Source organism: Amycolatopsis sp. CA-211722 (assembly GCF_056828465.1).
In genome coordinates, this window is sequence record NZ_CP184752.1 from 1312630 (window position 1) to 1338715 (window position 26086).

At 68.7% G+C, this 26086-nt stretch carries 24 protein-coding genes; 15 read left to right on the plus strand and 9 right to left on the minus strand.

Annotation, left to right across the window (positions count from 1 at the left end):
- Positions 1 to 54: 54 nt before the first annotated feature.
- Genes ACOCEP_RS06470 through ACOCEP_RS06480 form a run of 3 tightly spaced genes read right to left on the minus strand, consistent with a single transcriptional unit; the run spans position 55 to position 2818 of the window.
- Positions 55 to 738, minus strand: a complete 684-nt coding sequence (locus ACOCEP_RS06470; protein WP_192743702.1) for a metal-dependent transcriptional regulator — start codon at positions 736 to 738, stop codon at positions 55 to 57.
- 35 nt (positions 739 to 773) lie between these two features.
- On the minus strand, positions 774 to 1223 hold the full coding sequence (locus tag ACOCEP_RS06475) for a GNAT family N-acetyltransferase (RefSeq protein ID WP_482336291.1): 450 nt from the start codon (positions 1221 to 1223) through the stop codon (positions 774 to 776).
- A 5-nt stretch (positions 1224 to 1228) separates the two neighbouring features.
- Positions 1229 to 2818 (minus strand): amidohydrolase, encoded by a 1590-nt coding sequence (locus ACOCEP_RS06480; RefSeq protein WP_482336293.1) that lies wholly within the window; start codon positions 2816 to 2818, stop codon positions 1229 to 1231.
- Between the two features lie 47 nt (positions 2819 to 2865).
- Here ACOCEP_RS06480 and ACOCEP_RS06485 point away from each other — a divergent pair, with 47 nt between their 5' ends.
- Genes ACOCEP_RS06485 through ACOCEP_RS06500 form a run of 4 tightly spaced genes read left to right on the plus strand, consistent with a single transcriptional unit; the run spans position 2866 to position 6173 of the window.
- The gene (locus ACOCEP_RS06485; protein ID WP_482336294.1) at positions 2866 to 3609 is read left to right on the plus strand and encodes an enoyl-CoA hydratase/isomerase family protein; all 744 of its coding nucleotides are present in this window, start codon (positions 2866 to 2868) and stop codon (positions 3607 to 3609) included.
- A complete protein-coding gene (locus ACOCEP_RS06490; protein ID WP_482336296.1) occupies positions 3606 to 5156 on the plus strand; it encodes an AMP-binding protein in 1551 nt (516 codons plus the stop codon). The genes ACOCEP_RS06485 and ACOCEP_RS06490 overlap by 4 nt, the downstream gene beginning before the upstream one ends.
- The gene (locus ACOCEP_RS06495; protein WP_482336297.1) at positions 5147 to 5788 is read left to right on the plus strand and encodes a TetR/AcrR family transcriptional regulator; all 642 of its coding nucleotides are present in this window, start codon (positions 5147 to 5149) and stop codon (positions 5786 to 5788) included. The genes ACOCEP_RS06490 and ACOCEP_RS06495 overlap by 10 nt, the downstream gene beginning before the upstream one ends.
- A gap of 58 nt (positions 5789 to 5846) precedes the next feature.
- Positions 5847 to 6173, plus strand: a complete 327-nt coding sequence (locus ACOCEP_RS06500; protein WP_005155958.1) for a hypothetical protein — start codon at positions 5847 to 5849, stop codon at positions 6171 to 6173.
- Between the two features lie 195 nt (positions 6174 to 6368).
- On the opposite strand, the gene ACOCEP_RS06505 is transcribed toward ACOCEP_RS06500, so the two are convergent.
- A complete protein-coding gene (locus tag ACOCEP_RS06505) occupies positions 6369 to 7538 on the minus strand; it encodes an acyl-CoA dehydrogenase family protein (RefSeq protein ID WP_482336299.1) in 1170 nt (389 codons plus the stop codon).
- Positions 7539 to 7675: 137 nt separating this feature from the next.
- Here ACOCEP_RS06505 and ACOCEP_RS06510 point away from each other — a divergent pair, with 137 nt between their 5' ends.
- Positions 7676 to 9016: a cation:dicarboxylate symporter family transporter gene (locus tag ACOCEP_RS06510; protein ID WP_482336301.1), complete on the plus strand. Its 1341-nt coding sequence runs from the start codon at positions 7676 to 7678 to the stop codon at positions 9014 to 9016.
- Positions 9013 to 9702 (plus strand): 4'-phosphopantetheinyl transferase family protein, encoded by a 690-nt coding sequence (locus ACOCEP_RS06515; protein ID WP_482336303.1) that lies wholly within the window; start codon positions 9013 to 9015, stop codon positions 9700 to 9702. The genes ACOCEP_RS06510 and ACOCEP_RS06515 overlap by 4 nt, the downstream gene beginning before the upstream one ends.
- A 70-nt stretch (positions 9703 to 9772) precedes the next feature.
- On the opposite strand, the gene ACOCEP_RS06520 is transcribed toward ACOCEP_RS06515, so the two are convergent.
- On the minus strand, positions 9773 to 10921 hold the full coding sequence (locus ACOCEP_RS06520; protein ID WP_482336305.1) for an isochorismate synthase: 1149 nt from the start codon (positions 10919 to 10921) through the stop codon (positions 9773 to 9775).
- Between the two features lie 100 nt (positions 10922 to 11021).
- Positions 11022 to 11333, minus strand: coding sequence for an integration host factor, actinobacterial type (gene mihF, locus ACOCEP_RS06525; protein WP_005155963.1), 312 nt, complete (start codon positions 11331 to 11333; stop codon positions 11022 to 11024).
- A gap of 451 nt (positions 11334 to 11784) precedes the next feature.
- Between mihF and ACOCEP_RS06530 the strand changes: the two genes are divergently transcribed.
- On the plus strand, positions 11785 to 13422 hold the full coding sequence (locus ACOCEP_RS06530; protein ID WP_482336306.1) for a long-chain fatty acid--CoA ligase: 1638 nt from the start codon (positions 11785 to 11787) through the stop codon (positions 13420 to 13422).
- Between the two features lie 100 nt (positions 13423 to 13522).
- A complete protein-coding gene (locus ACOCEP_RS06535; RefSeq protein ID WP_482336307.1) occupies positions 13523 to 14785 on the plus strand; it encodes an ABC transporter substrate-binding protein in 1263 nt (420 codons plus the stop codon).
- On the opposite strand, the gene ACOCEP_RS06540 is transcribed toward ACOCEP_RS06535, so the two are convergent.
- On the minus strand, positions 14754 to 15203 hold the full coding sequence (locus tag ACOCEP_RS06540; RefSeq protein ID WP_482336309.1) for a hypothetical protein: 450 nt from the start codon (positions 15201 to 15203) through the stop codon (positions 14754 to 14756). The two genes, ACOCEP_RS06535 and ACOCEP_RS06540, sit on opposite strands and share 32 nt — an antisense overlap.
- A gap of 58 nt (positions 15204 to 15261) precedes the next feature.
- Here ACOCEP_RS06540 and ACOCEP_RS06545 point away from each other — a divergent pair, with 58 nt between their 5' ends.
- Positions 15262 to 15861, plus strand: coding sequence for a TetR/AcrR family transcriptional regulator C-terminal domain-containing protein (locus tag ACOCEP_RS06545; protein ID WP_482336311.1), 600 nt, complete (start codon positions 15262 to 15264; stop codon positions 15859 to 15861).
- A gap of 586 nt (positions 15862 to 16447) precedes the next feature.
- On the opposite strand, the gene ACOCEP_RS06550 is transcribed toward ACOCEP_RS06545, so the two are convergent.
- Entirely contained in the window at positions 16448 to 16897 is a 450-nt protein-coding gene (locus ACOCEP_RS06550) for a hypothetical protein (protein WP_482339618.1), read from the minus strand.
- 161 nt (positions 16898 to 17058) lie between these two features.
- Here ACOCEP_RS06550 and ACOCEP_RS06555 point away from each other — a divergent pair, with 161 nt between their 5' ends.
- The 4 genes from ACOCEP_RS06555 (at position 17059) to ACOCEP_RS06570 (ending at position 22008) form a co-directional block, all read left to right on the plus strand.
- Positions 17059 to 18780 (plus strand): TIGR03767 family metallophosphoesterase, encoded by a 1722-nt coding sequence (locus tag ACOCEP_RS06555; RefSeq protein WP_482336313.1) that lies wholly within the window; start codon positions 17059 to 17061, stop codon positions 18778 to 18780.
- A gap of 146 nt (positions 18781 to 18926) precedes the next feature.
- Positions 18927 to 20192, plus strand: a complete 1266-nt coding sequence (locus tag ACOCEP_RS06560) for a C39 family peptidase (protein WP_482336315.1) — start codon at positions 18927 to 18929, stop codon at positions 20190 to 20192.
- A gap of 80 nt (positions 20193 to 20272) precedes the next feature.
- The gene (locus tag ACOCEP_RS06565) at positions 20273 to 21367 is read left to right on the plus strand and encodes an S-(hydroxymethyl)mycothiol dehydrogenase (RefSeq protein ID WP_482336316.1); all 1095 of its coding nucleotides are present in this window, start codon (positions 20273 to 20275) and stop codon (positions 21365 to 21367) included.
- Positions 21361 to 22008, plus strand: a complete 648-nt coding sequence (locus ACOCEP_RS06570; protein WP_482339620.1) for a gamma-glutamylcyclotransferase family protein — start codon at positions 21361 to 21363, stop codon at positions 22006 to 22008. The genes ACOCEP_RS06565 and ACOCEP_RS06570 overlap by 7 nt, the downstream gene beginning before the upstream one ends.
- On the opposite strand, the gene ACOCEP_RS06575 is transcribed toward ACOCEP_RS06570, so the two are convergent.
- Positions 21986 to 23605, minus strand: a complete 1620-nt coding sequence (locus tag ACOCEP_RS06575; RefSeq protein WP_482336318.1) for an FAD-binding oxidoreductase — start codon at positions 23603 to 23605, stop codon at positions 21986 to 21988. The genes ACOCEP_RS06570 and ACOCEP_RS06575 overlap by 23 nt on opposite strands.
- A 97-nt stretch (positions 23606 to 23702) precedes the next feature.
- On the opposite strand from ACOCEP_RS06575, the gene ACOCEP_RS06580 reads away from it, so the two are divergent.
- Positions 23703 to 24266: a TetR/AcrR family transcriptional regulator gene (locus ACOCEP_RS06580; RefSeq protein WP_378410902.1), complete on the plus strand. Its 564-nt coding sequence runs from the start codon at positions 23703 to 23705 to the stop codon at positions 24264 to 24266.
- Entirely contained in the window at positions 24263 to 25804 is a 1542-nt protein-coding gene (locus tag ACOCEP_RS06585) for a glycerol-3-phosphate dehydrogenase/oxidase (RefSeq protein ID WP_482336320.1), read from the plus strand. Before ACOCEP_RS06580 ends, ACOCEP_RS06585 begins: the two co-directional genes overlap by 4 nt.
- Positions 25805 to 26086: the final 282 nt, after the last annotated feature.

The window sequence follows — 26086 nt, forward strand, 5'->3', positions numbered from 1 at the left end:
GAGACGTAGGGAAAATTCCCACCCCGGCCGTTCCACGTCCACAGTGGACACGGCTCAGCGCAGCGCGACCGACAGCGCCTGCGCGATCTCCTTGCCGATCGCGTGGGTCGCCGCGTCCGGCGGCGAGCCGACCTTGACCACCATCGGGCCGCCGAACGGCTGGCGCTCGACGACCTCGATCCGCTCACCGAGGCCGATGGAGTGCTCGGTGAGGTAGCGCAGGAGCTCCGGATCGGTGTCCCAGACGCGGACGATCTCGCCGACCGCGCCGGGCGGGAGGTCGTCGAGGATACGCATCGGCATCTCCTCGACGCTGCCGTCGGGCGCGGGGATGGGGTCACCGTGCGGGTCACGGACCGGGTTGCCGAGCTTCGCGGCGATCCGTTCGACGAGCCTGTCGGACACCGCGTGTTCGAGCGCGTCGGCCTCGGCGTGCACCTCGTCCCAGGTGTAGCCGAGTTCGGACACCAGGTAGGTCTCGATCAGCCGATGGCGGCGGAGCACGGAGCGGGCGAGGAGCCTGCCGTCGGTGGTCAGCTCGATCCCCCGGTACGGGACGTGCGCGACCAGCCCGAGCTGGGACAGCTTGGTGACCATTCCGGACGCCGAGGACGGGCTGACCTCCAGCCGTCCGGCCAGCGACGTGTTGGTGACGGCCTCACCGCGTTCCACCAGCCCGTAGATCACCCGGACGTAGTCCTCCACGGACGACGACCTGCGGCTTGCCCCTTCACCCATGCGTGCGAGTTTACGGCTTGCCGCTCATCCGCGACTCACCCAGCGTGCGGTCGCCAGCGGTACCGGATCCAGCCGGGGACGGGGTCGGCGCCGAGCTGGGCGTAGAACGCCTCACCCTTCTCGTTGCCCTCCTGCATGTCCCATTCGACCCGGCCGGGTGACCGCGCGGCCAGTTCGTCGAGCAGCTCCCGCCCGAGGCCGAAGCGGCGGTGGTCCGGGCGCACGAAGAGATCGTCGAGCCAGATCCCCGGCCGGGCCTCCCAGGTGGAGAAGTTCCAGCTGCAGAAGGCAAACCCCGCGATCTTGCCCGGTTCACCCGGAGGGGTGGCCAGCAGTACCCAGGCCTTCGGATCGGGCCCGAAGAGGAACCCGGCCATCTCCTGGCGGTCGAGCTTCAGATCGTGTTTGTCCTCGTAGACCGCGTGCTCCTCGATGAGCGCGCAGATCTCCTCGATGTCGTCCGCGACCGCGTCCCGTACCGGCATGGGTCTCAGCTCCGTTCGTAGACGATGTCGCCGCCGACGGCGGTGGCGACGACGGTGATCGAATCCAAAGTGGACTCGTCGGTCGGGTCGGCCGAGAGGACGGCGAAGTCGGCGAGCTTGCCGATCTCCAGCGTGCCCAGGTCCTTCTCGGCGAAAGCGGCGTACGCGGACCCGTACGTGTACGCGCGCAGCGCTTCGGCGGGAGTGAGCCGCTCGTCGGGCCCCAGCACGACCCCGGACGCGGTCTTCCGCCGCACCATGTCGGCCAGCGCGAGCAGCGGCGCGCCCTCGACGACCGGACGGTCCGAGCTGGCCGGGAGCACGCATCCCGCGTCGAGCAGGCTCTTGAGCCGATAGCACCACGGCTCGCGCTCCGGCCCCAGCGCGGCCCGCATACCGTCACCGATCTCGTTGACGAACCGGCCCTGCGGCGAGGCGATGAGCCCCAGCGACGCCAGCCGCTTCAGCTCCTCGGGCCGCAGCACCGCGCAGTGCTCGATGCGGTGCCGGTGGCCGGGCCGCGGGTCGGCCTTCAGCGCGGCCTCGTAGGCGTCGAGGACGACGGTGATCGCGCGGTCGCCGATGGCGTGCGTCGCGATCTGCCAGCCCGCCCTGTGCGCGGCGGCGATCGTCCGCGCGATCTCGTCCTCGGGCACCTGGAAGTAGCCGACGTTGTCCGGCTCGCCCGCGAACGGCTCGTGCATCGCGCAGGTCCGGCCGATCAACGAGCCGTCGGCGAACAGCTTCATCGCGCCGATCCGCAGCCATTCGTCGCCGAACCCGGTGCGCATCCCCAGGTCCAAGCCGAAGCCGGCGCCCGCATCGAGGTCGTGGAGCACGCTCGCCGCGACCATCACCGTGCTCCGCACGCGCAGCACCCCGCGTTCGCGCGCGATCTGGTACGCGGCGAGTTCGGCGGGGGTCTCCCCCACGAGGCCCCCGCCGATCCCGGCCTCCTGGACACTCGTGATGCCCTCGGCCAGGTACCGCTCGCTCGCCCTGTCCAGGCCGCGGACGACCCGCTCCACCGGCGTCGGGTAGGTCAGCGGCCGCAGCAGGAGCTGGGCCTGCTCCCGCAGCAGCCCGGTCGGCGAACCGTCCTCGTCGCGGACGACGTCGCCACCGACGGGCACGTTGCCCAGATCCAGTCGCTCCAGCACCGCGGAGTTGACCACGGTCATATGCCCGGACGTGTGCTTGAGCCGCACGAGGTGGCCAGGAGCGGCGCGATCGAGCCCCTGCCTCGTCGGGTGGCCGCCGGCGAGCTTGTTCTGGTCGTAGCCGCTGCCGATGATCCAGCCACCCGGCGGGGTTTCGGCCGCGCGCCGTGCGACGGCGTCGTACACCTCGTCGACGCTGCGGCAATCCGAGAGCGCGACGTCGTCGAGCGCCATGCCGAACCACGCCATGTGGTTGTGCGCGTCATGGAATCCGGGCACCACCACCGAACCGCCGAGATCCACCCGGCGCTTCGCGGAAAGCGCGGTGGCATCGTCATCCAATGCGACAATTCGCCCGTTCAGCACCGCAAGTGCTACGGATTCCTCCGTCCCGGTGAGGAATCGGGCGTTCTCGTAGACCGTGTCGACCCGCATGGATCCGACCCTATCGATCGATCGATCGGTCGTCTAGGCTCGGCGACATGAGCACCGTGGACTACGCACTCGACGACGGAATCGCGGTCATCTGGCTGAACCGCCCCGAACGGCTGAACGCGGTGGTCGCCGAACTGGTCGACGACCTGCTGGAGGCGCTCGACGCGGCCGCCAAGTCGGACGCGCGCGCCGTCGTGCTGGCCGGCCGGGGACGCGCGTTCTGCGCCGGTCACGACCTGAAGGAGCCCACCCCGCCGGGGGATTCACGCCCGCGGCTCGACCGGCTACAGGACGTGACACGTCGCCTTCGCGGGCTCCGCCAGCCCGTCATCGCGGCGGTCCACGGCTACGCGATCGGCGCGGGCGCCGAGTTCGCGATGGGCTGCGACCTGATCCTCGCCGCCGACGACGCGGTGTTCGCCTTCCCCGAGGTCTCCTTGGGCCTGAGCGTCACGGGCGCGGCGTCGCGGTTGCTGCCGCTGCTGGTCGGCCCGCTGAAGGCCAAGGAGCTCCTGCTGCTGGGCGAACGCGTGAGCGGCGCCGAGGCGGCCAAGCTCGGCCTGGTCAACGCCGCCCTGCCCGTCGACGACCTGATGGACACCGCGCTGGCGTGGGCGGCCAAGATCGCCGCGCATCCGGCGGCCGCGGCCACGATGGCCAAACGTGCCCTCGATTCCGGTATCGACAGCTCCCTCGACGCCGCGCTCGAACTCGAAGTCAGCCACGCGCTGATCACCGAGCACTCCGCCGAGGTCGCCGCCTCGGCCGAGGCGTTCCGGAGCCGGGCATGACCTCGCTCGCCGGGATCGACACCCTCCTCGGCCTGACCACCAGGGCCGCCGCGCTCTGGCCGGACAGGACGGCGTGGATCTTCGACTCCACCGGGGAGCGCTTCACGTTCGCCGACGTCGACGCGCGCAGCACCGAATTCGCCCGGGCGCTGCTGGAACTCGGCGTGGAACCGGGCGACCGGGTCGCGGTGATGCTGCGCAACCAGCCCGAGTTCCCGTTGCTGTGGCTGGCCTTGGCCAAGATCGGCGCCGTGCTCGTGCCGGTCAACACCGGGTACCGCGAGTTCGACGGCGCCCACGTGCTCCGGCACTCCGGCGCCAGGTTCGCCGTGGCCGCCGAGGAATTCCTGGAGCTGCTGAACAAGATCGCTCCGGAGACCTCGCTGGAACACGTCGTCACGCCCGGCGAACTCGTGGCGCCCCAGGATGGCGCCTGGATGACCTTCTGGTCCGAAGCCGAACGTCCGGTCAACATCCAGTACACCTCGGGAACGACGGGCGCGCCCAAGGGTTGCGTCCTGCCGAACCGGTATTGGACGACCCTCGCGATCGGCCTGGCCACGGACTATCCGTCCGTCGGCGCGGACGACGTCATCCTGACCGCGCAACCGTTCCACTACATCGATCCACAGTGGAACGTCGCGCTGGGGCTCGCCGGCGGCGCGACCCTGGTGGTGCTCGACCGCTTCCACCCGTCGACGTTCTGGGACAAGATCCGGGAACACGGCGTCACCTGGTTCTACTGCCTCGGCCTGATGCCCACCCTCCTGCTGCGCCAGCCGGAAAGCGAGCTGGACAAGGCGCACCAGGTCCGCGCGATCTGCGCTTCGGCCATCCCGCGCGACCTGCACGCCGCACTCGAAGCACGCTGGGGCACGCCCTGGTACGAGGCCTTCGGCATGACCGAGACCGGCGGCGACATCCGGATGTACCCGGCGGATCACGAGGAGACCGTCGGCACCGGCTGCCTGGGCAGGCCGACGGCCGCCCGCGAGGTGATGATCGCCGGCGACGACGGGAAACCCCTGCCGCGCGGGGAAACCGGCGAGCTGCTGATCCGCGGGATCGGCCTGATGCACGGCTACCACGACGATCCCGAAGCGACCAGGCGCGCGTTCGACGGCGGCTGGTTCCACACCGGCGACCTGGCCACAATGGACGGCGAAGGCCGCGTGTACTACGTGGGCCGCACGAAGGACATGATCCGCCGCAGCGGCGAGAACATCTCCGCAGACGAGGTCGAACGGGCGCTGCAATTGCATCCGGCGGTCAAGCTCGCCGCCGTCGTCGCGGTGCCGGACGACATCCGCGGCGAAGAGGTCAAGGCGTACATCGTCCTCGACGAGAACGAGGGACACCGGTGCGAACCGGCCGAACTGGCGGAGTTCTGCTCGGCGAAACTGGCCTACTTCAAGGTTCCCCGATTCTGGGTCGTCGTGCCGGAACTGCCGATGACACCGTCGGAACGGGTCGCGAAGGGTGAGCTCAAGAAGGCGGGCGACCTTCGCGCCGGTTCTTGGGACAGGACCACCGAGTCATGGTTGTGAGCACCCGGGAAAGGGTCCGGCAGGCGGCGGTGAAACTGTTCGCCGCCAAGGGGTTCCACGGCACCGGAATCCGGGATCTGGCGCAGGAGGCGGAACTGTCGTCCGCCAGCCTGTACCACTACATGGGCACCAAAGAGGATCTGCTGGTCGCCATCATGAACGAGTCGCTGCGGCGCCTGCTCGACGCGGCCGAGCGGGCGACCGCCGGGCTCGCCGATCCCGTTTCGCGGCTCGGCTCCCTGGTCGCGCTGCACGTGCTCGCGCACGCCATCCAACCGGATGACACCCGCGTGGTGGACAACGAGGTCCACGCGCTCACCCCCGGCGCCAGGGCCGAGGTGGTGGGGCTGCGCGACGCCTACGAAAGGCTGTGGGCGGACGCCATCGAGGACGGTGTCGCGGCGGGCGTCTTCCACACCGACCAGCCTTCGGTCACCCGGCTCGCACTGGTGGAGATGTGCAGCGGCGTCGCGCGCTGGTATTCGCCGACGGGGCCGCTCACCCTGGACCAGCTGGCCGCGCACTACGCGGAACTGGCGCTGCGGGCGCTCGCCTGTGAAGGCAGGCTGGACGTCGCCGCGTTGCAAAACTGCCGTGAAGTGGTCTCAGGAGTGTGGCGAGTGCCCGTTTAGCGGCGCCTTTAGGCCGGTACGCCTTGCTCAGACGGCTTCTCTGGGGGACGCTCGAAGGGTGACTGAGCAAACGATCCAACTCGAACTGGACGACTCGGGTCTCTCGCCGGCGTTGCCGGTGCCTTCGAACCCCCGTGATCAGGTGCAGGACGTCCCCTACCGCCCGGTGGGATTCCGGGACGACGACCTGCCCACGGCGCTCGAACGGTGCGCGACATGGCTACGCCAGGCTCAGGAGTGGCTCGGGGAACCGGTCGATGTGCTGGCCGTCCATCTGGACTACGACGACCGCAAGGGTTCGCCCTACTACGACGTGAAACTTCTCTGCAACGAGGAGGACCTGGCCGGGGTCCCGATCGCGATGCGGAACCAGAAGGAAGACTAGAGCCGACATGAAGGGGTCTTTCATCGCGAATTTCGCGATGAAAGACCCCTTCATCGCGTCACGGGGCCCGCGCTCGCCTGAAGTACGTGAAGGCCCCCTTCATGTACCTAGGCGCAATGAAGGGGGCCTTCACGTACTTGGGCAAGCGTGAGGGTCGAGTTCACTCGGCCGGGAGCGGCGACCCTGGGGTACCCGTCAGCCCAGCGTGCCGCCGACCTTGACGTGCCCCTTGAGCAGGTTGCGCGCGATGGTCCGGCGCTGGATCTCGTCGGTGCCCTCGTAGATCCGCAGCAGCCGCAGTTCGCGGTACCACCGCTCGACCGGCAGTTCCCGCGTGTAGCCCATCCCGCCGTGGATCTGCAGGACCCGGTCCACGATCTCGTTCGCCTTCACCCCGCCATAGAGCTTCGCCATCGACTGCGCGTGCCGCGAGTCCAGCTTCTGGTCGACCTGCCAGGCGGCGTGCAGCACCAGCCAGCGCAGCGCCTCCAGCTCGGTGCCGGAATCCGCGATCATCCACTGGATGGCCTGGCGCTCGGCGATCTTCTGCCCGAACGTCTCCCGCGTGTTCGCGTGCTCGATGGCCATGGAGATCAGCCGTTCACAGGAGCCGATCGCGCGGGCGGGCAGCAGGTACCGGCCGGCGCCGATCCACTGCATGGCCAGGTCGAAACCGTGGCCGAGTTCGCCGAGGATCTGCGTCTCCGGCACGCGGACGTCCTCGAAGACGAGCGCGGCCGGGCCCCATTCGCCCATGGTGTCGATGTATTCGGACTTCCAGCCGGCGTCGCGGTCGACGAGGAAACAGGTGACGCCGCCGTTCGCGCCCTTCTCCGGATCGGTGATCGCGAAGACCATCACGAAGTCGGCCTCGTTACCGCCGGTGATGAAGGTCTTCTCGCCGTTGATGATCCAGTCGGTGCCGTCCTTGCGGGCGGAGGTCCGGATGGCCTTGGCGTCCGACCCCGCGCCGGGTTCGGTGATCGCGAAGCACGACTTGCGTTCGCCGGAGATCGTCGGGAGCAGGTAGCGCTCCTTCTGCTCGTCGTTGGCGTAGTACAGGATGTTGTCCGCGGCGCCGCCGAAGCGGAACGGCACGAACGTGCGGCCGAGTTCGGCCTCCAGCAGCGCGGTCATCACCGCGGACAGGCCCATGCCGCCGTATTCCTCCGGCGTCTGCACACCCCAGAAACCGGATTCCTTGGCCTTCAGCTGGAGTTCGCGCAGCTCGTCGGTGGTCAGGCCGGGCTGACCGGCGCGTTCGCGGCGCAGCACCTCCTGCTCACGCGGCATGAGGTCGCGCTGGACGAACGTGCGGACCCAGTCGCGCACCTCGCGTTCCTCGACGCTCAGAGAGAAATCCATGGTCAGCCCGCTCCTGTTCGACAGTGACCTAGCGCTGACTAAGCGCTCGCTTAGTTCAGGGTACCGCTTCGGTTGTCGTTAGCCGAGGAGTTGTCATAAGTTTTCGCAACCTGTTCCCACCTCGTCGAAGGGCACCCATGAGCACGGCAGCACCCGCGGCGAAGCGGGATCGCACCCATTACCTCTACATCGCCGTCATCGTGGCGGTGGCGCTCGGCATCGCGGTCGGCATCCTGTTCCCCGCCCTCGGCAAGGAGCTGAAACCGCTCGGGACCGGGTTCGTGAACCTGATCAAGATGATGATCTCGCCGATCATCTTCTGCACGATCGCGCTCGGCGTCGGCTCGGTGGCGAAGGCGGCGAAGGTCGGCCGTGTCGGCGGGCTCGCGCTCGGCTACTTCCTGATCATGTCGACGGTCGCGCTGGTCATCGGCCTGGTCGTCGGCAACATCCTCCAGCCGGGTACCGGGCTGCACCTGACCCCCGAGATCGCCGAAAAGGGGCAGGACCAGATCGCCAAGAGCGAGGGCACCGTCGACTTCCTCCTCGGGATCATCCCGGAGACGCTGGTCTCGGCGTTCACCGAAGGCGAGGTGCTGCAGACGCTGCTGGTCGCGCTGCTCGCCGGGTTCGCGCTGCAGAAACTGGGCACGAAGGGCGAGCCGATCCGCCGCGGTATCGAGCACATCCAGCGGCTCGTGTTCCGGATCCTGGCGATGATCATGTGGGCGGCCCCGGTCGGCGCGTTCGGCGCGATCGCCGCCGTCGTGGGCGAGACCGGCTGGAAGGCGCTGCAGAGTCTCGCGGTGATCATGCTCGGCTTCTACATCACCTGCGCGTTGTTCGTGTTCGTGGTGCTCGGGCTGATCCTCGGCCTGTTCGCCAGGGTCAACATCCTGAAACTGCTGCGCTACCTCGGCCGCGAGTTCCTGCTGATCCTGTCGACGTCGTCGTCGGAGTCGGCGCTGCCGCGGCTGATCGCGAAGATGGAGCACGCCGGCGTCTCCAAACCGGTCGTCGGCATCACCGTGCCGACCGGGTATTCGTTCAACCTCGACGGCACCGCGATCTACCTGACGATGGCGTCCATCTTCATCGCGGACGCGCTCGACAAACCGCTGTCCATCGGTGAGCAGATCTCGTTGCTGGTGTTCATGATCATCGCGTCGAAGGGCGCGGCCGGGGTCACCGGCGCGGGGCTCGCGACGCTGGCGGGCGGGCTGTCCTCGCACCGGCCGGAGCTGGTGGACGGCGTCGGGTTCATCGTCGGCATCGACCGGTTCATGTCCGAGGCCCGCGCGCTGACGAACTTCGCGGGCAACGCCGTCGCGACCGTGCTGGTCGGCACCTGGACCAACGAGATCGACCGCGAGCAGCTGGACCGGACCCTGAACGGCCGATCGCCGTTCGACGAGGCGACGTTGCTCGACGAAAACGCGAATGATGCCAGTGCGGGATCGGGTAAAAAGGAGACGTGATCGAATGCGCGGTCCGCTGGTCGGAGCCCCTGCCCGCCGAACCCCGGTTCCTGGCCCTGCTCGATGAGCTGGAGCAGGGCCGCTACGGGAACTACCGCCAGGACATCGACAAACGCCGGTTCCTGACCGGCCGGGTCCTGGCCAAGACGGTCGCCGCCGAGCGGCTCGGCCTGGCCGTCGAAGACGTGAGCTTCGACGCGACCTGTGACGACTGCGGCAAACCGCACGGACGGCCGAGGGTCCCCGGCGCGCCGCTGATGCTGTCGATCTCGCATTCCGGCGAACTCATCGGCGTCGCGGCCACCGCGGGGACACCGGTCGGCCTCGACGTCGAGACGGCCACCAGGCGCGCCGAGGACTCGCTGATGGAGTACGCGCTGACGTCCGCCGAGCTGGCCGCGATCGCCGGGCTGTCCGACGACGAGCGCGCGACGGCGTTCTTCACCTACTGGACGCGCAAGGAAGCGGTCATGAAGGCCACCGGGAAGGGCCTCAAGATCCCGCTGCAGAGCATCACGTTCTCCGGTTACGACGAGCAGGCCCGGCTGGTCCGGTCGGCCCACGAGGCCCTCGACCCGGACCGGACCCGGCTCGCGGACCTGAAGGCGGCCGAGGGCTACCGGGCGGCCGTCGCGCTGCTGACCTCGGACGACATCTCGGTCACCGAAGCCTTCGCGACCCTCTGACCCACCCGCGTTTCGTCCTCTTGTTGCGGTAGTTGCGCATGCAAGTACCGCAACAAGAGGACGAAACGCGTCAGATCTCCAGGCCCATGGCGGCGAGCAGGGTGCGGAACTTCGCCGAGGTCTCCTCGAGTTCGGTTCGCGGGTCGGAGGCGGGCACGATGCCGCCGCCGGCGTACAGCCGCATGGAGGTGTCGGCGATCTCCGCGCACCGGATCCCGACGGCCCATTCGCCGTCGCCCGCCGCGTCGACCCAGCCGACGGCACCCGCGTAGTACTCGCGGTCGAACGGCTCCAGCTCCTGGACCAGCGACCGCGCGTCGCCGGTCGGCGTGCCGCAGATCGCGGGCGTGGGATGCAGGGCGGCGGCGAGGTCCAGCGCGGTGACGTCCTCGTCGATCAGCTCCCCCGTGACGGTGGTCGAGAGGTGCCAGATCGCCGGTGTCGAGACGAGCTCAGGACCGCGGACATCGAGAGCCCGGCAGAACGGCCGCAGGATCTCGACGACGGACTCGACCACCACGGCGTGTTCGACGTGGTCCTTTTCGGACGCCAGCAGCGCCTCACCATTCGCCTTGTCGATCGCCGGGTCCGCCGACCGGGGCATCGACCCGGCATGCGGCCGGGACACGACCGCACCGCCGGTGCGGGAAAGCAGGAGTTCGGGAGTGGCTCCGACGAGCGTGCGCCCACCGGGCAGCTGCGCGGCGTAGGTGGTGTGCCGGGGATTGCCGTTCGCCAGGTTCCGGACCACCGCGGCGGCCGGGACGGCCTCGGCGAAGTCGAGATCGAGGGCCCGGGCCAGGACCACTTTGCGCAGGTCACGGTCGCTCAGTGCGGCTACGGCCGCGCGGACGGCGGCCAGATGGGCCTCCGGTTCGGGCACGGGAGTGACCTTGACCGGCTGCGGAAGCGCGGTCCGCGGCGGGACGGCCGCATGGTCGGACGACGCGCGGTGGACCGCGCGCGGCAGCACCAGATGCCCGGGTGCCGACGTGGTGTCACTGGTGTCGAACGGCAGCACACCGACCGCGATCGAAGCACCCGAGTCGGTGAACAGCCCGGGGAGCGCCCGGGACAGCCGCGACGGCTCGGTGTCGGTCGCGGTGGCCAGGGCCCCGCTCGCGAGGAGCGCGTGCCGTGCCGTGGCCAGGAGGAAGTCGCCCCGCTCGTAGCGGGCGGCCAGGTCTGCCGGGGTCGCCGGTGCGGTACTGGTCGTCACCCCACCAGCGTCCCAGGCTCCGGCTGAGACCAGGGGAAAGTGTTGCCCGGGCAACAGCCTCTCAGGCAACACCTTCCCCCGGACAGCCTGGGCGGAAGCGTTACTTCAGCGCCTCGAGAAGGGCCTCGCGCTGCCGCTCGCCCAGGCCGGCGGCACGCCGGTCCGGGTCGATCCCGGCCTGCTCCAGCAGGGCGGCGACCTTGACCGCGCCCAGGCCGGGCACGGCCTTCAGCAGCTGCGTGACCTTCGTCTTGCCGATGGTCTTGTTCTCCTTGGCCTGCTTGAGCACCTTGTCGATGCTCTCCTTGCCGGACTTGATCGACGCAAGCAGCTCGGAGCGCGCTTTGCGAGCCTCAGCCGCCTTGGCGAGGGCATCGGCGCGCTGCTCCGGAGTCAACGTGGGCAGAGCCAACGTAGTAGTCCTTTCATCTCAGGTCTCCGCTTTCGCGGCCGACGGCCTTTAAACCATGCTTGCAAGAGCAAGCGCTGGCCAGCCGTCTCTGTACCACGGCTCCAGTAAACGCCACCCGTTCCTCGGCCGTGAAACCGACACGCACTTATTACCCCTCGGCCACGCCACGGGCAACCCGCCCCAGCCTGCGGAAACACCCCGTCCGGGACGCGATTTGCCCGCACTCATCACCCTTATGAGCGATGCCATCACTTCGTACAGTCAGCCATTTTTCGTTTCATGGCAGGAAAAATACGAATTATTGATGATCTTGGCCCGAACCGGCGAACACCCGTTAGCGCGACACTGTGACCGAACGGTTGCGTGCGATGTTACTGACCGGTTCACCCCTCCCGGATTAGAGTCGGCGCAACCCCAGTTCACCGGAGAACGAGCACCACGGGAGTACGCGATGTTGAGCACGATGCAGGACGGGCAGCTGTCACTGGGCAGGCTCCTCCGCCACGGCACCAAGGTGCACTCCGAGAGCGAAGTCATCACCTGGACCGGTTCAGAAGCCCGCCGGGAGACCTTCGGCGAGCTCGGCAAGCACGCCGCTCGCCTGGCCAACGCCCTCCGGAGCCTCGGCGTCACCGGCGACCAGCGCGTCGGCACCTTCATGTGGAACAACGCCGAGCACATGGCCGCGTACCTGGCCATCCCGGCCATGGGCGCGGTGCTGCACACGCTGAACATCCGGCTGTTCCCCGAGCAGCTCGTCTTCGTCGCCAACCACGCCGAGGACCAGGTCGTCATCGTCGACGGCACGCTCGTCCCGCTGCTGGCCAAGCAGCTGCCCGAGCTGAAGACCGTGCGTCACGTCATCGTGGCCAACGGCGACGCCTCCACCCTCCCGGCGCCCGACGGCGTCCAGGTCCACTCCTACGCCGAGCTGCTGTCCGGCCAGCCGGACACCTTCGACTGGCCGGACGTGGACGAGCGTTCCGCGGCCGCGATGTGTTACACCTCGGGCACCACGGGTGACCCGAAGGGCGTCGCGTACTCCCACCGGTCGATCTGGCTGCACTCCATGCAGGTCACGATGTCCGACAGCATGCGGCTGGCCCAGCACGACAAGGCCCTCGCGATCGTCCCGATGTTCCACGCGATGGCGTGGGGCATGCCGTACGCGGCGATGATGGTCGGCGCCTCGCTGCTCATGCCGGACCGCTTCCTCCAGCCCGCGCCGATCGCCCAGATGCTCGCCGCCGAGAAGCCGACCTTCGCCGGCGCCGTCCCGACGATCTGGCAGGGCCTGCTCTCCCACCTCGACGCGAACCCGCAGGACATCTCGCATCTGCGCGAGGTCGTCGTCGGCGGATCGGCGGCGCCGCCGTCGCTGATGCACGCCTTCGAGGACCGCTACGACGTGCCGATCCTGCACGCCTGGGGCATGACCGAGACCTCGCCGTTGGGAAGCGTCGCGCGTCCGCCCGCGGCCGCGACCGGTGAGAAGGCGTGGGACTACCGCTACACCCAGGGCCGGTTCCCGGCGTCGGTCAGCGCCAGGCTGATCGGCGACAACGGCGAGGAACTGCCGTGGGACAACGAAAGCGTCGGCGAACTGGAGGTGCAGGGCCCGTGGATCGCGGCGTCGTACTACGGCGGCACGACCGGTGACGAGCCCGACCCGGAGAAGTTCCACGACGGCTGGCTGCGCACCGGTGACGTCGGCAAGATCAGCCCGGACGGCTATCTCACCCTGACCGACCGCGCGAAGGACGTCATCAAGTCCGGCGGCGAGTGGATCTCGTCGGTGGACCTGGAGAACCAGGTGATGGCGCATCCCGCGGTGGCCGAGGCGGCCGTGGTCGGCATCCCCGACGAGAAGTGGGACGAGCGCCCGCTGGTCGCCGTCGTGCTCAAGGAGGGCCAGAGCGCCACGGCCGAGGACCTGCGCGAGTTCCTGTCCGACAAGGTCGCGAAGTGGCAGCTCCCGGAGAACTGGACCTTTGTGGACGAAGTCCCGAAGACCAGTGTCGGCAAGTTCGACAAGAAGCGGCTGCGGGCGTTCCACTCCGAAGGCAAACTCGACATCAGCCAGCTCTAACGGGTTAATCTCCCGCGCGCCTGCGCTTCAGTGAAGGCCATCTTGAGGGACTCTGGTCCCAGAAGGTGGCCTTCACTGCGTTCGGCGAAGGGTTTTGTTGGTGGGTAAGACAAGCAGGCGGACGTTCCTGGCACTGGCGGGGACGACGTTGCTCTCCGCCTGCGGGTCCAACACCGTCCAAAGAGGAAACCCGCCGCCCTCGACCGCCTACTCCGCCGGGGTGACCAGGCCGAAACCCAAACCGGTGGACCTCGCGCAGTGGTACCACCCCTATCCCGAGGCGGGTGTTCAGGAAGCCGTCACGCGCTACGCGGCCGCGTACCAGAAGTCCAAGGTCACGGTGCAGTGGAATCCCGACGACTACGAGACGAAACTGAACGCCGCGCTGCAGGCGGGCCCGGTCCCGGACGTCTTCGAAGGCCAGGTCACCGTCGAGCGCGTCCGGCAGGGCCTCCTGGCCCCACTGGACGACGTCGTCGGACCCGTGCGCGGGGATTTCCACCCCTCGGTGCTCGCGGCGCGGACCGTCGACGGCAAGCTTTACGGGATTCCGCAGGCCCTCGACACCCAGGTCCTCTTCTACCGCAAGAGTTTCCTGCAAGAGGCCGGGATCCAGCCGCCGCAGACGCTGGACGAACTCGTCGACGCGGCGCGGAAACTGTCCAAGGACGGGGTCAAGGGGCTGTTCGCCGGCGACGACGCGGGCGCGGCGGCGCTCGCCGGGCCGCTGCTGTGGTCGGCCGGGCTCGACTACGTCAAGGACGGGAAATCCGTCGGCTTCGACGATCCGCGTGCCGCCACGGTGTCCGCGAAACTCCACGAGCTCAACGGTTCGCTGCTGCTCGGCGCTTCGATGGACTGGGCGGATCCGCTCCCGTTCATCGACGGGCTCGCCGCCATGCAGTGGACCTGGCTGGGGAACCTGCCGAAGATCCAGGACACGGTGAAGGACGACTTCGGCGTCCTGCCCTTCCCCCGGCTCGACGCGGCGGGCACGCCGTCCGTCCCGGTCAGCGGGCTGAGTGCGATGGTGCACTCCAAGAGCCTGAACCCCAACGCCGCCAAGGATTTCGTCAAATGGCTGTGGCTGGAGCGCATCGATTTCCAGCAGGAGTTCGCCACGAAATTCGGGTTCCATCTGCCCGCGCGGCTGAGCGTTCTCGACAAGGTCGCCGCGGCGGCCGACGCCGCGAAGCTGGTGAAGGAGAACGGTCGCGCGGCCAGTCCACTGTGGACACCGACGGCCAACGAGGCGCTCGTCGGCGCGCTGGGCCGGATCGCCCGCGACGGGGCCGACCCGGCCACCGAGATCAAGGCCGCCGTCGAAGCCGTCAAGGCCGAACTGGGTCGCCTTTCCGCCTGAACGACCGGACATAAGCGGTGATCAGCACGATCGACAGGACCACCGCACCACCATCGGTGACCAGCGAAGGCAGCACGCCCGGCCACCCGTGTTCGGTGATCGCCGCCCGGTGCACTTCGAACGGCACGACGAACACGCCGAAGGCTTGGGTGACGTTGACCGCGAGCACCGGCCAGAACAGCCAACGCCACCCGAACCACACCAGCAGGCCCAGCGCGTTGCCGACGATGAAAACGTTCCCCACCAGCCGCAGCGCGCTCAGGTACGCGGGCGCGTCGGCGGTGCCCGCGCCCTTGAGCCGCATACTCGCCTCGATCAGCTCGAGATCGACGATCACGTAGTTCTGCAGCGTCGTCCCGAGCACGAAGACGATCGAGCACAGCACCGTGACCAGGCCGAGCTTCGGTGTCCAGCGCATCACTTCCCCCGTTCTCTATCAGTGATAGAGACAAATCTATCACTGATAGAGTCCACGGGTGGCACGCAAAGGCTCGCTCGACCTCGCCAAGATCACCGAGGCCGCCGTCGAACTGCTCGACGAGGCCGGTCTCGCGGAGCTGACGACCCGGCGGCTGGCGGCGAAGCTCGGCGTCAGCTCGCCGACGCTCTACTGGCACGTGAAGGACAAGGCGGAGTTGCTGGACCTCGTCGCCGAAGCGATCTGCGCCGACGCCTTCGAGATCGACCGGGGCTCACCGTGGCGAGCGCAGCTCGCAAGCGGGCTGCGTCAGTTCCGCGCACTGCTCTTGCGGCACCGGGACGCGGCCGCACTGCTGCGCGAGCGGCCGCCGACCGGGCCGCACCGGCTGGGCCATATCGAGACGACCGCGCGGATCCTGCTGGAGGCGGGCTTCTCCGAAGAGGACACCGCGGGGATTTCGCGACTGCTCACGGCGCATGTCCTGGCGTCGGTCGAAACACTCCCCGCGCGGAAGCCGGATGAAGGGTTCCTCGCACGGCTTGAGGCCTATCCGCATGTCGGCAGGCTGGGCCCGGCGTTCGCGGCGCAGAGCGGCGAGGAACTGTTCGAGCTGGGGGTCGAGGTGATCCTCGACGGGCTCGCGGCCCGGCTGTAGTGGGTCGTGATCCGGGTCGACTCGCATGATTGGATGCCGCACTTGATGTTCCGCCTCTGATCACGCGAGTTCCGTCCTTGATCACGCGAGTTGCGGCTTCGATCACGCGAGTGCGGTGCCACGTCACCAACGCGCCCGAAGCACCAGCGTCGAACTCGGCCCACAAATCTCGTGAGTGGCGTTTCAGGCTAGGTCGAAGGGTCAAGTACCTACTGGATTTGGCTGTGGCCGGTCCATAAAGGCCTCCTTGCCTACCCTGAAGGTAGTGAAGAGGGCCTTCACTACCTTCAGAGATCGCCACCAGCAGCTCACCTGCACCAGCAACCACAGCAGTCACCACGACGGCGCGCGAAGGCCCAACCCGGTGGACCGACGCCTCAGGAAACCCGGCTCCAGTCGCCAGCGACAGGCGAAGGGACTTTTCTCGCGACGCAAGAGGGCGGTGTTCGACTCCTCCCCCAGGACGGCGACTGTGTGGATTTTGGGGCGTTGGATGACCCGAAATCCACACAGTCGCGTGCGACCGGTCCGGTCACGACAAACGCGCCTTACTCTCGCTAACGCTCCAGACGGCTTCCGCCCGGTTCTAGTCCCCCGACACACCCCAGATCGCCAGCTCGACGGCGACGTCGTCCTCGTACAGCAGCGCGCAGTTCGCGCTCCAGCGCGGCCGGCGCTCGTACGGCAGCCGCCCCGCCTTGTCGAGTTCGTCGAAGTCGGCGACGGACGGCTCCTCGGTACCGAAGGCGGCCACGAGTTCGGCGTCGGTCAAGGGCCGGATCGTGCCGAAGTCGTCCTCGCCCGTGGCGCTGATGAACTCGTGGACGTCGAGCACGGAATGCGTCCCGGACTCCTGGACGCTCTCCACCTCGTACAGCTCGTCGATCGAGTCCGGGCGGCCGAGTTCGTCCTCCTCCCAGAGGTAGTCGCCCTCCTCGAAGACCCGCGCCTTCATCGCGTCCAGCGCCGCTTCCGGATCGCCGTCGAACCGGCCGCGGACCGACCAAGCCGAAGCGCCCACCTGGCCACCTCCCACGCTCGCCAAGCGGCCAGCGTAACCAGCCCGCTTGGCTTCTTTGGTATTCCGCCAAACGTGACAAATTTTCGCATTACCCTTTTCTGACGTTCACCTCACGGCTAACGTCTTCCGGCATCGTCCTTCCGCGACATCCATCCGCGACGACTGGGGGCACCGCCATGTCCGTCATCTCGAGGCGCACCTTCACCGCGGCCGGCGCCGCCGGCGTCGGCCTGCTGCTGTGCACGCCGACCGCCAACGCGCTCGACCGGGCCCTGGCGCGCACCACGACCCGGGCGGTGCGCACCGCGGGGACCACCCTCGAAGCCGCGGCGGCCCCGCGGACCAGCGGCCCCGGCTACACGCGGCTGACCGCGGGACCCGGCTGGCCGCTCGTGGTCCGCGGCGATCTGGCCGCGCCGAAGCCCGGCCGCGACGACCGGCGCCGCGCGATGGCCTCGTTCGCCCAGTTCACCGACCTGCACTTCACCGACGCCGAAAGCCCGGCGCGGTTCGAGTACCTGCACCCGTTCGTCGGCTCGGCGCACCGGCCGCAGGAAACCCTCGGCCCCGTCGCGACGACGGCACTGGTCGAGCGGGTGAACAGCCTGAAGGCGGGCCCGTTCACCGGGCGGCCGATCGACTTCATGGTCACCACCGGCGACAACACCGACAACCACGAGCTGATCGAGCTCGAATGGTTCCTCAAGGTGCTCAACGGCGGCACGGTGAACCCGACCTCGGGCGACCCGAACGTCCACGAAGGCGTCCAGACGTCCGGGTCCTCGCACTACTGGAACCCCGGCAAGGCCCTGGACGACGCGTACACGAAGAAGGGCTTCCCGCAGCTGCCCGGCCTCCTCGGCGCGGCGTCGAACACCTTCACCTCGCCCGGTCTCGACGTCCCGTGGTTCTGCACCTTCGGCAACCACGACGACAGCATCGTCGGTACGGTGCCGGACTTTCCGGGGATGGACGGCTGGTACACCGGCCGCTTCAAGGTGATCGGCAAGGACGAGACGACTTCGCGGAAGCTCGCCAAGGCGATCGGGTCCGGCTCCGGCGTCCCGGTCACGGAGCTGTTCGGCGGCTCGGGCACGATCCGCGAGGTCACCCCGGACGAGCGACGACGCCCGTTCAGCACCGCCGAGTTCGTGCGGCACCACCTCGACTCCGCCAACACCGGGCCCGGCCCGGTCGGCCACGGGTTCAGCGAGAACAACGCCGACGGCCGGAACGTCTACTACACCTTCCGCATCGCGCCGGGGATCACCGGCATCAGCCTCGACACCACCACGATGGCCGGGCTGGCCGACGGATCGATCGGGCTCGGGCAGTTCACCTGGGTGGAGAACACGCTCAAGCGCAACAGCTCGACGTACTACGACTTCTTCGGGCGCAAGGTCACGCAGAACGTGACCGACGAGCTGTTCATCCTGTTCAGCCACCACACCAGCGACACCATGGGCAACGTGCTGCCGGACGCGCGGCATCCGCTGGAGATCCGGCTCAACGGCGACACGTTCGTCTCGCTGCTGCACCGGTTCCCGAACGTGCTGGCCTGGGTCAACGGGCACACGCACCACAACAAGATCACCCCGCACGCCGGCAAGACCGCGAAGCAGGGCTTCTGGGAGATCAACACCGCTTCGCACATCGATTTCCCGCAGCACGCGCGGATCATCGAGGTCGCCGACAACGCCGACGGCACGTTGTCCCTGTTCACCACCCTGATCGAGGCTGAAGCACCGTACGAGGCCTCGTACACGGACACGTCGACGCAAGCGCTTGCGTCGCTGTACCGGGAGTTCTCGTACAACGACATCCACGCCTCGCTTTCCGCCGTCGGTACCGCTCAGGACCAGAACACGGAACTGCTGCTGCCGAACCCGCTCGCCTGAGCCCCGCCGCGTTTCGTCCTCTGGATGCGGTAGTTGCACACGCAAGTACCGCATTCAGAGGACGAAACGCGGCAACTGTTTACATACCTCGCGCGACCGGCGAAAATCCCTTCCCTACTGGGTGGACACGAGGGATGGAGCGCCGGATGCGGATACGAGGACTGGTCACGCTGCTGACGATCGCGACGATGACCGCGGTGACGGCACAGACGGCGGAGGCCGGTCCCGGCCGCCCGGACGACGAGTCGATCGACTACCACGAATGGTCCGGTCACCACGGCTTCCGTGACGGCAGGCTCGAAGGGCTCGGCCTCGACCACGGCGCGCTGCGCATCGACCGCCCGATCGGCACGATCGAGCACACCGAACCCACGCTCGGCACCACGAAGACCTACGAATACGGCCAGTGGACGTCGAGCAGGCACACGCAGGGTTTCGACGCCTCCCAGCTGGTCGCCTCGTGGAACGCGAAGACTCCGGCCAAGACGTGGATCAAGGTCGAAGCGAAGGGCCGCACTTCCACGGGCGCCGAGACGTCCTGGTACGTCATGGGCCGGTGGGCGAGCGGGGACGCCGACATCAAGCGCACCAGCGTCGACGGCCAGAGCGACGCCAACGCGGCGGTCGACGTCGACACGCTGGTCATGAAGGCCGGTGTCGCGCTCCGCTCGTACCAGCTGCGGGTCAGCCTGTACCGCGAGGCAGGCTCCCGCGCCACGCCGTCGGTGACGTCGGTCGGCGCCATGACGTCGCTGGTCCCGGACCGCTTCGAGGTCAAGGCGACCGAACCGGGCCGCGCCACCGGCATCGAGCTCAAGGTGCCCGCCTACGCCCAGAACCTCCACAAAGGACAGTTCCCGGAGTACGGCGGGGGCGGGGAGAACTGGTGCAGTCCCACGTCCACCGAGATGGTCGCCGAGTACTGGGGCAAACGGCCCAAGCCCGAGGACATGAAGTGGATCCCGGAAGGTTACGTCGACCCGACAGTCGCGTACGCCGCTCGCTACACGTTCGACTACGCCTACGACGGCACCGGCAACTGGCCGTTCAACACCGCGTACGCCGCTTCACTCGGACTGCGTGGGCACATCACCCGTTTGCACTCCTTGAACGAACTCGAGAACTACATCGCGCGCGGGATCCCGGTGATCACGTCGCAGTCGTTCAAGGCCGAGGAACTCGACGGCGCGGGCTACGGCACCGCCGGGCACATCATGGTCGTCGTCGGCTTCACGAAGGACGGCGACGTGATCGCGAACGACCCGGCCGCCAACAGCAACGACCGGGTCCGAAATGTCTACAAACGACACCAGTTCGAAACGATCTGGCAGCGCACCAAGCGGTACAACACGAATGGCGGAGTTTCGAGCGGTCCCGGTGGAGTCGCGTACATCATCACACCTGGGCGCTGAACCGATACCGCACCCGAGCGGATGTCGCGATCCCGGTCGTCTTCGTGGCAAGCTGCGAAGTCAACGACTCGGAGGTGGGCATGCCGTACGAGGTCCAAGGCGTCGTTTCCCGCGCCAAGGGTGAACCGGTCTCGCTGGAGCCCGTGACGGTGCCCGATCCCGGGCCCGGCGAGGCCGTCGTCTCGGTCAAGGCGTGCGGCGTCTGCCACACCGACCTGCACTACCGCGAGGGCGGGATCAACGACGAATTCCCGTTCCTGCTCGGCCACGAGGCCGCGGGGTTCGTGGAGGCCGTCGGCGACGGCGTGACCGACCTCGAACCGGGCGACTACGTGATCCTGAACTGGCGCGCGGTCTGCGGCACCTGCCGGGCCTGCCGCCGAGGAAAGCCTTGGTACTGCTTCTCGACGTTCAACGCCGCGCGGCCGATGACGCTGGCCGACGGCACCGCCCTGTCTCCCGCGCTCGGCGTCGGGGCGTTCCTCGAGAAGACACTGGTCCACAGTGGACAATGCACGAAGGTCGACCCCGCCGCCGAACCGGCCATCGCCGGGCTGCTCGGCTGCGGGGTGATGGCCGGTCTCGGCGCGGCGCTGAACACCGGCGCGGTGAGCCGCGGCGATTCCGTGGCGGTCATCGGCTGCGGCGGAGTCGGTGACGCCGCGATCGCCGGGGCGAACCTGGCCGGCGCGAAGACCATCGTCGCCGTCGACACCGACGACCGGAAACTGGCCTGGGCCAAGGATTTCGGCGCCACCCACACGCTGAACAGCAAGGGTTTGAGCGAAGACCAGGTCGTCGAGGCGATCCAGGAGTTCACCGATTCCTTCGGCGCGGACGTCGTGATCGACGCGGTCGGCAGGCCCGAGACGTGGCGGCAGGCGTTCTACGGCCGGGATCTGGCGGGCACGGTCGTGCTCGTCGGCGTCCCGACCCCCGACATGCGGCTGGACATGCCGCTGATCGACTTCTTCTCGCGCGGCGGTTCGCTCAAGTCGTCGTGGTACGGCGATTGCCTGCCCTCACGTGATTTCCCGATGCTGATCGACCTCTATCTCCAGGGCAGGCTCCCGCTCGACAAGTTCGTCACCGAGCGGATCGCCCTCGACGACGTCGAGCGGGCCTTCGAGCGCATGCACCACGGCGACGTGCTCCGCAGCGTGGTGACCTGGTGAAACTCTTCACCGACGCCGATTTCCCGGCCGATCCGTATCCGGGAGCGCGGCCAGGGCATTCGTTCGTCCACTTCGACGGCGCCGGGCACAGCCTCGACACCGCGCCGGAAGGCTGGCGCGAACGTCAGGCCGTGCTCGCCTACGGCTCGAACGCGTGCCCGTCCAAGATCACCTGGCTGCGGGAGCACATGGGCCTGACCGGTCCGGTCGTCGTCTGTCACGCGCGCTGCGCCGACCTCGCCGCGGTCTGGGCGTCCGGCCTGCGGTTCCGGGACGGGCAACGGCCGGCCACGCTCGCCGCCGCCCCCGGCGTCGTCGAGGAGCACTCCGTCTGGTTCGCGACGCCGGAGCAGCTCGCCGTCCTCGATCGCTGCGAGGGCAAAGGACACCGGTACAACCTGGTACGCCTGACCGCCCCGGCCATCACCCTCGACGACGGCACCGTGCTCGACGACGTCGTGGCGTACGTCGGCGCCGCGGACATCCGCCTGCCGATCCTGGTGGACGGCAGGCATATCCGCGTCGCCGACCTCGAACAGCGCCGGGCCGCGGCACTGGAAGGCATCCCCGCCGAAACGCACGGTCTGGACTGCACGCTGGTCGAGGCCGGGACGCTGGTCAGAGAAGCTTCCCGGGATTGAGGATCCCGGCCGGGTCGACGGCCTTCTTCGCCGCTCGCAACACGTCGACCCCGAGCGGACCGATCTCCGCCGCCAGATAGCGCGCGTGGTCGACGCCGACGGCGTGGTGATGCGAGATCGTGCCGATCCCGGTGATCGCCTCCGACGCCGCCGCCTTCGCCCGTTGCCACTGGCCGACCGGGTCGGCTTCGTCGCGCGCGGTGAGCACGGTGAAGTACAGCGACGCGCCCGTTTCGTAGGCGTGCGAAATGTGGCACATGATGATGGCGTTGCCGAGCGTCGCGGTGAGCGCCGCACGAACGGCGTCGCGCAGGTCGCTCACTTCGTTCCAGTACGTGGCGGTTTCGAGGGTCTCGACGCAGACACCGTTGTCCATCAGGGCATCCCGTTGCCTCGGACCGGAAAACCGGCCACGCCGCCAGGATTCGCCGAGCGCGGCACCGATCCGGACGGCGCCGAACTCCTGCAGTACGCCGGTGGTCTCCCGGCGGCGCCTGGCGACCTCTCGTTTCGACGCGCCTTCCCAGCCGACGATCAGCAGGCAAGGCGCATGGACGCCGCGCGCCTTGAGATACCGGCGCAACGCCTTCGTCTTCAAGCCGTCGTTGAGAGCGAGCGAAACCTCGCTTTCGTCCACATCGGACAGCCGGGTGACGTCCGCGAGCACGTGCCGCTGGGCGAGTGCTCGTACCGCGTCGGCGCCCTTCTCCCAGCCATCCAGGACATAGCCCTCGTAGCGGCGTACTTCCGGCACCGGGCGGACGCGGAGGGCGACCTCCGTGATCACCCCGAGCGTGCCTTCGCTGCCGACGGCCAGCTGCCGCAGGTCGGGTCCCGCGGCGGACGCCGGCGCGACGCCGAGTTTCCATTCCCCGCGCGGCGTCGCGAGCCGGACACCCTTGACCATGTCCTCGAAGCGGCCGTAACCCGACGACGCCTGCCCAGCGGACCGCGTCGCGGCGTAACCGCCGATGGTGGCGCGTTCGTAGGACTGGGGCACGTGTCCGAGGGTGAAGCCGTGCGCGGCGAGCAGCCGATCCGCCTCCGGGCCGGTGACGCCCGCTTGCAGGATCGCGATCCGGGACACCGGGTCGACGGAGACCAGTTCGCCGAGCCTGGTGAGGTCGAGCGCGATCACCGCGCTCTTGTCCCCGCGCAGGGCCGCGACCCCGCCGACCACCGACGTCCCGCCGCCGAACGGGACGACGCCGACGTCGTGCCGGGCACAGATTTCCACCAGCGACTGCACTTCGGCGGGATTCTCCGGCAGGACGACGGCGTCCGGCACCGGAAAATCACCGAAGCCGCGGCGCCGCACCAGGTCCAGATAGGACAGACCGCCCGCCCTGGCGAGCCGTTCTCCCGGCGTCACCAGGACGTTCTCCGCGCCGACGAGCTCTTCGAGGTCTCGTTTCGGCTGTTCGCCCAGCGCCGAATCGGGAACGGACAGCGCCGAATCGGGCGCGAGGGGCGCCGCGGAGCCCAGCGGACCGATACGCTGGGCGAGCCACCTCAAGGCCTTCGCCGGAAGGTGGGCCGCGTCACCGCCTTCGGGCGTCCAGGATCGTCTTAACCGGTGGTCAATAAGCTCCGTCACGACTACAGTGTTACACATGGACGTAAAACGTCACTCACCTGCGGAAACAGGCGTTTCGGCACTGGCGGACACCCGATCCCGCCAGGCCTCGACGCGTGTGTCCGACGACGTTCTGCTCGACGCCGCGAAGAAGTGCGTGCTCGCCGTCGGCGTGAGGCGGACCACCCTCGCCGAAATCGCCCGGACCGCGAAGGTCAGCAGGATGACCGTCTACCGCCGGTTCCCGGACGTGCGCAGCGTGCTCGCGACCCTGATGACCCGCGAGTTCGGCGGCCTGCTGCAGGGCGCCGCGGAACCCGAGGCCGAGCCCGCCCACTTCCGAGAGAAGCTCGTCCAGAGTTCTTCGGCGGCCGTTGCCGCGCTGTCGGGCGACCCGCTGTTCCGCACCCTGCTGGACCTCGATTCCGAACTTGTCCTGCCCTACATCGTCGAGCGGTTCGGGAAGACCCAGCGTTTCGCCGAGGGCGTGATCCTGCACCTGCTGAAGTCGGGCCACGAGGACGGGTCGATCCGCAAGGGTGACCTGGCCGCGCAGGCTCGTACCTTGCTGCTGCTCATCCAGTCCTTCGCCTTCTCGTACCGTCCCGCCATCGCGGACGTGGACGAGAAGAAGCTGATGGCGGAGTTCGCCAACGTGCTCGACGCGGCGCTGCGCCCGTGACGCCGGGCTCGCTCAACGCTCTGCGGCGCGACCGGGAACTCACGGCGCTGGCCGGCGGCGAGCGGGTCGATCTGGTGGTGGTCGGCGGCGGCGTCACCGGCGCGGGGATCGCGCTGGACGCGGCCGCGCGCGGGCTCTCGGTCGCCCTGATCGAGGCGTACGACCTGGCGTATGGGACGTCGCGCTGGTCCAGCAAGCTCGTCCACGGCGGCCTCCGGTACCTGGCCAAGGGCGATCTGGCGCTGGCGCACGAAAGCGCCGTCGAACGCGGGATACTCATGACCCGCACCGCCCCGCATCTCACCAGGGCGATCCCGCAGCTGTTCCCCATGTACCGCAAGACTTCTCGTGGTCAGCAAGCGTTCATCATGACCGGCCTCCTCGCCGGTGACGGCCTCCGCCGCGCCGCCGGCACCCCGGCGTCGGTGTTGCCGCGGCCGAGGTCGATCCCGGCCGCGGAGGCGCTGGCGCTCGCACCCGGCCTTTCCCCGCAAGGCCTGCGCGGGGCACTGCTGGCCTACGACGGCGCGCTGACCGACGACGCGCGCCTGGTCGTGAATCTGGCACGCACGGCGGCGTCACGCGGCGCGAGGATCCTGACGAAGGTCGAGGCGCTGCGGCTCGACGCGGAATCGGTGCTGGCCAGGGACAGGCTCACCGGGCAGGAGATCGAGATCCACACCCGGCAGGTGATCAACGCGACGGGCGTCTGGGCGGGCGAACTGGCGGAGTCGGTGCGGCTGCGGCCGTCCCGCGGCTCGCATCTCATCCTGGCTTCGGAGGCGGCGCGGATCGGGGCGACGTCGGTCAACGTGCCCGTGCCCGGCGAGAACAACCGCTTCGTCTTCCTGCTGCCGCAACCGGACGGCCGGGTGTTCGTCGGCGTCACCGACGAGCCGACCGACGGTCCGGTGCCGCGGGTGCCGACCGTGCCGGAGTCCGATGTGGACTTCCTGCTGGAAGTGGCTTCGACGGCGTTCACCCGCCCGCTGACGCGGGCCGACGTCGCGGGTTCGTTCGCCGGGCTGCGGCCGCTGGTCGAGGGCGACGGCGGGCGCAGCGCGGACCTCTCGCGCAAGCACGCGGTGGTGACCGGCGCCGACGGCGTGCTCACCGTCGTGGGCGGCAAGCTGACGACGTACCGGAAGATGGCCGAGGACGCCGTCGACGCGGCGGTGAAACGGTCCGGGCTGCTCGCCGGGCCGTCGACCACCTCCCGGCTCCCGCTGCTCGGCGCGACACCACGACACCTTCTGTCCACTGTGGACGCGTCGCCGCGGCTGGTCGCGAAGTACGGCACCGAGGCGCCGCGAGTCGCGGCGCTCGGCGAGGTCGACCCGGAGCTGGGCCTGCCCCTGTTCGACGGCACCGAGATCAGCGCGGCGGAAGTCGTCTGGGCCGTACGGCACGAGGGCGCTCTCGACGTCGAGGACGTCCTGGACCGCCGCACCCGGCTCAGCCTGGTCGCCCCCGACGCCGCTGCCGCCCGCTCCCGCGTCCAGGAGCTTGTCGACAAATCGCTCGCCGGGCTCGCCTGACCTCCCGCGTTTAGTCCTCTAAATGCGGTGAGCCACCCGGCCACCGTGCCGCTCCTCCCGCAAGTAGTCCTCTAAATGCGTGAGCCACCCGGCCGCCGCGTCGCCCCTCCCGCAAGTAGTCCTCTAAATGCGGTGAGCCACCCGGCCGCCGTGCCGCTCCTCCCGCAAGTAGTCCTCTAAATGCGGTGAGCCCCCCTCGGCCGCCGTGTCGCCCTTCCGCGTTTAGTCCTCTAAATGCGGTGAGTCATGCCTTCGACTTGACGAGTCGTTGGGTTTTTGCAA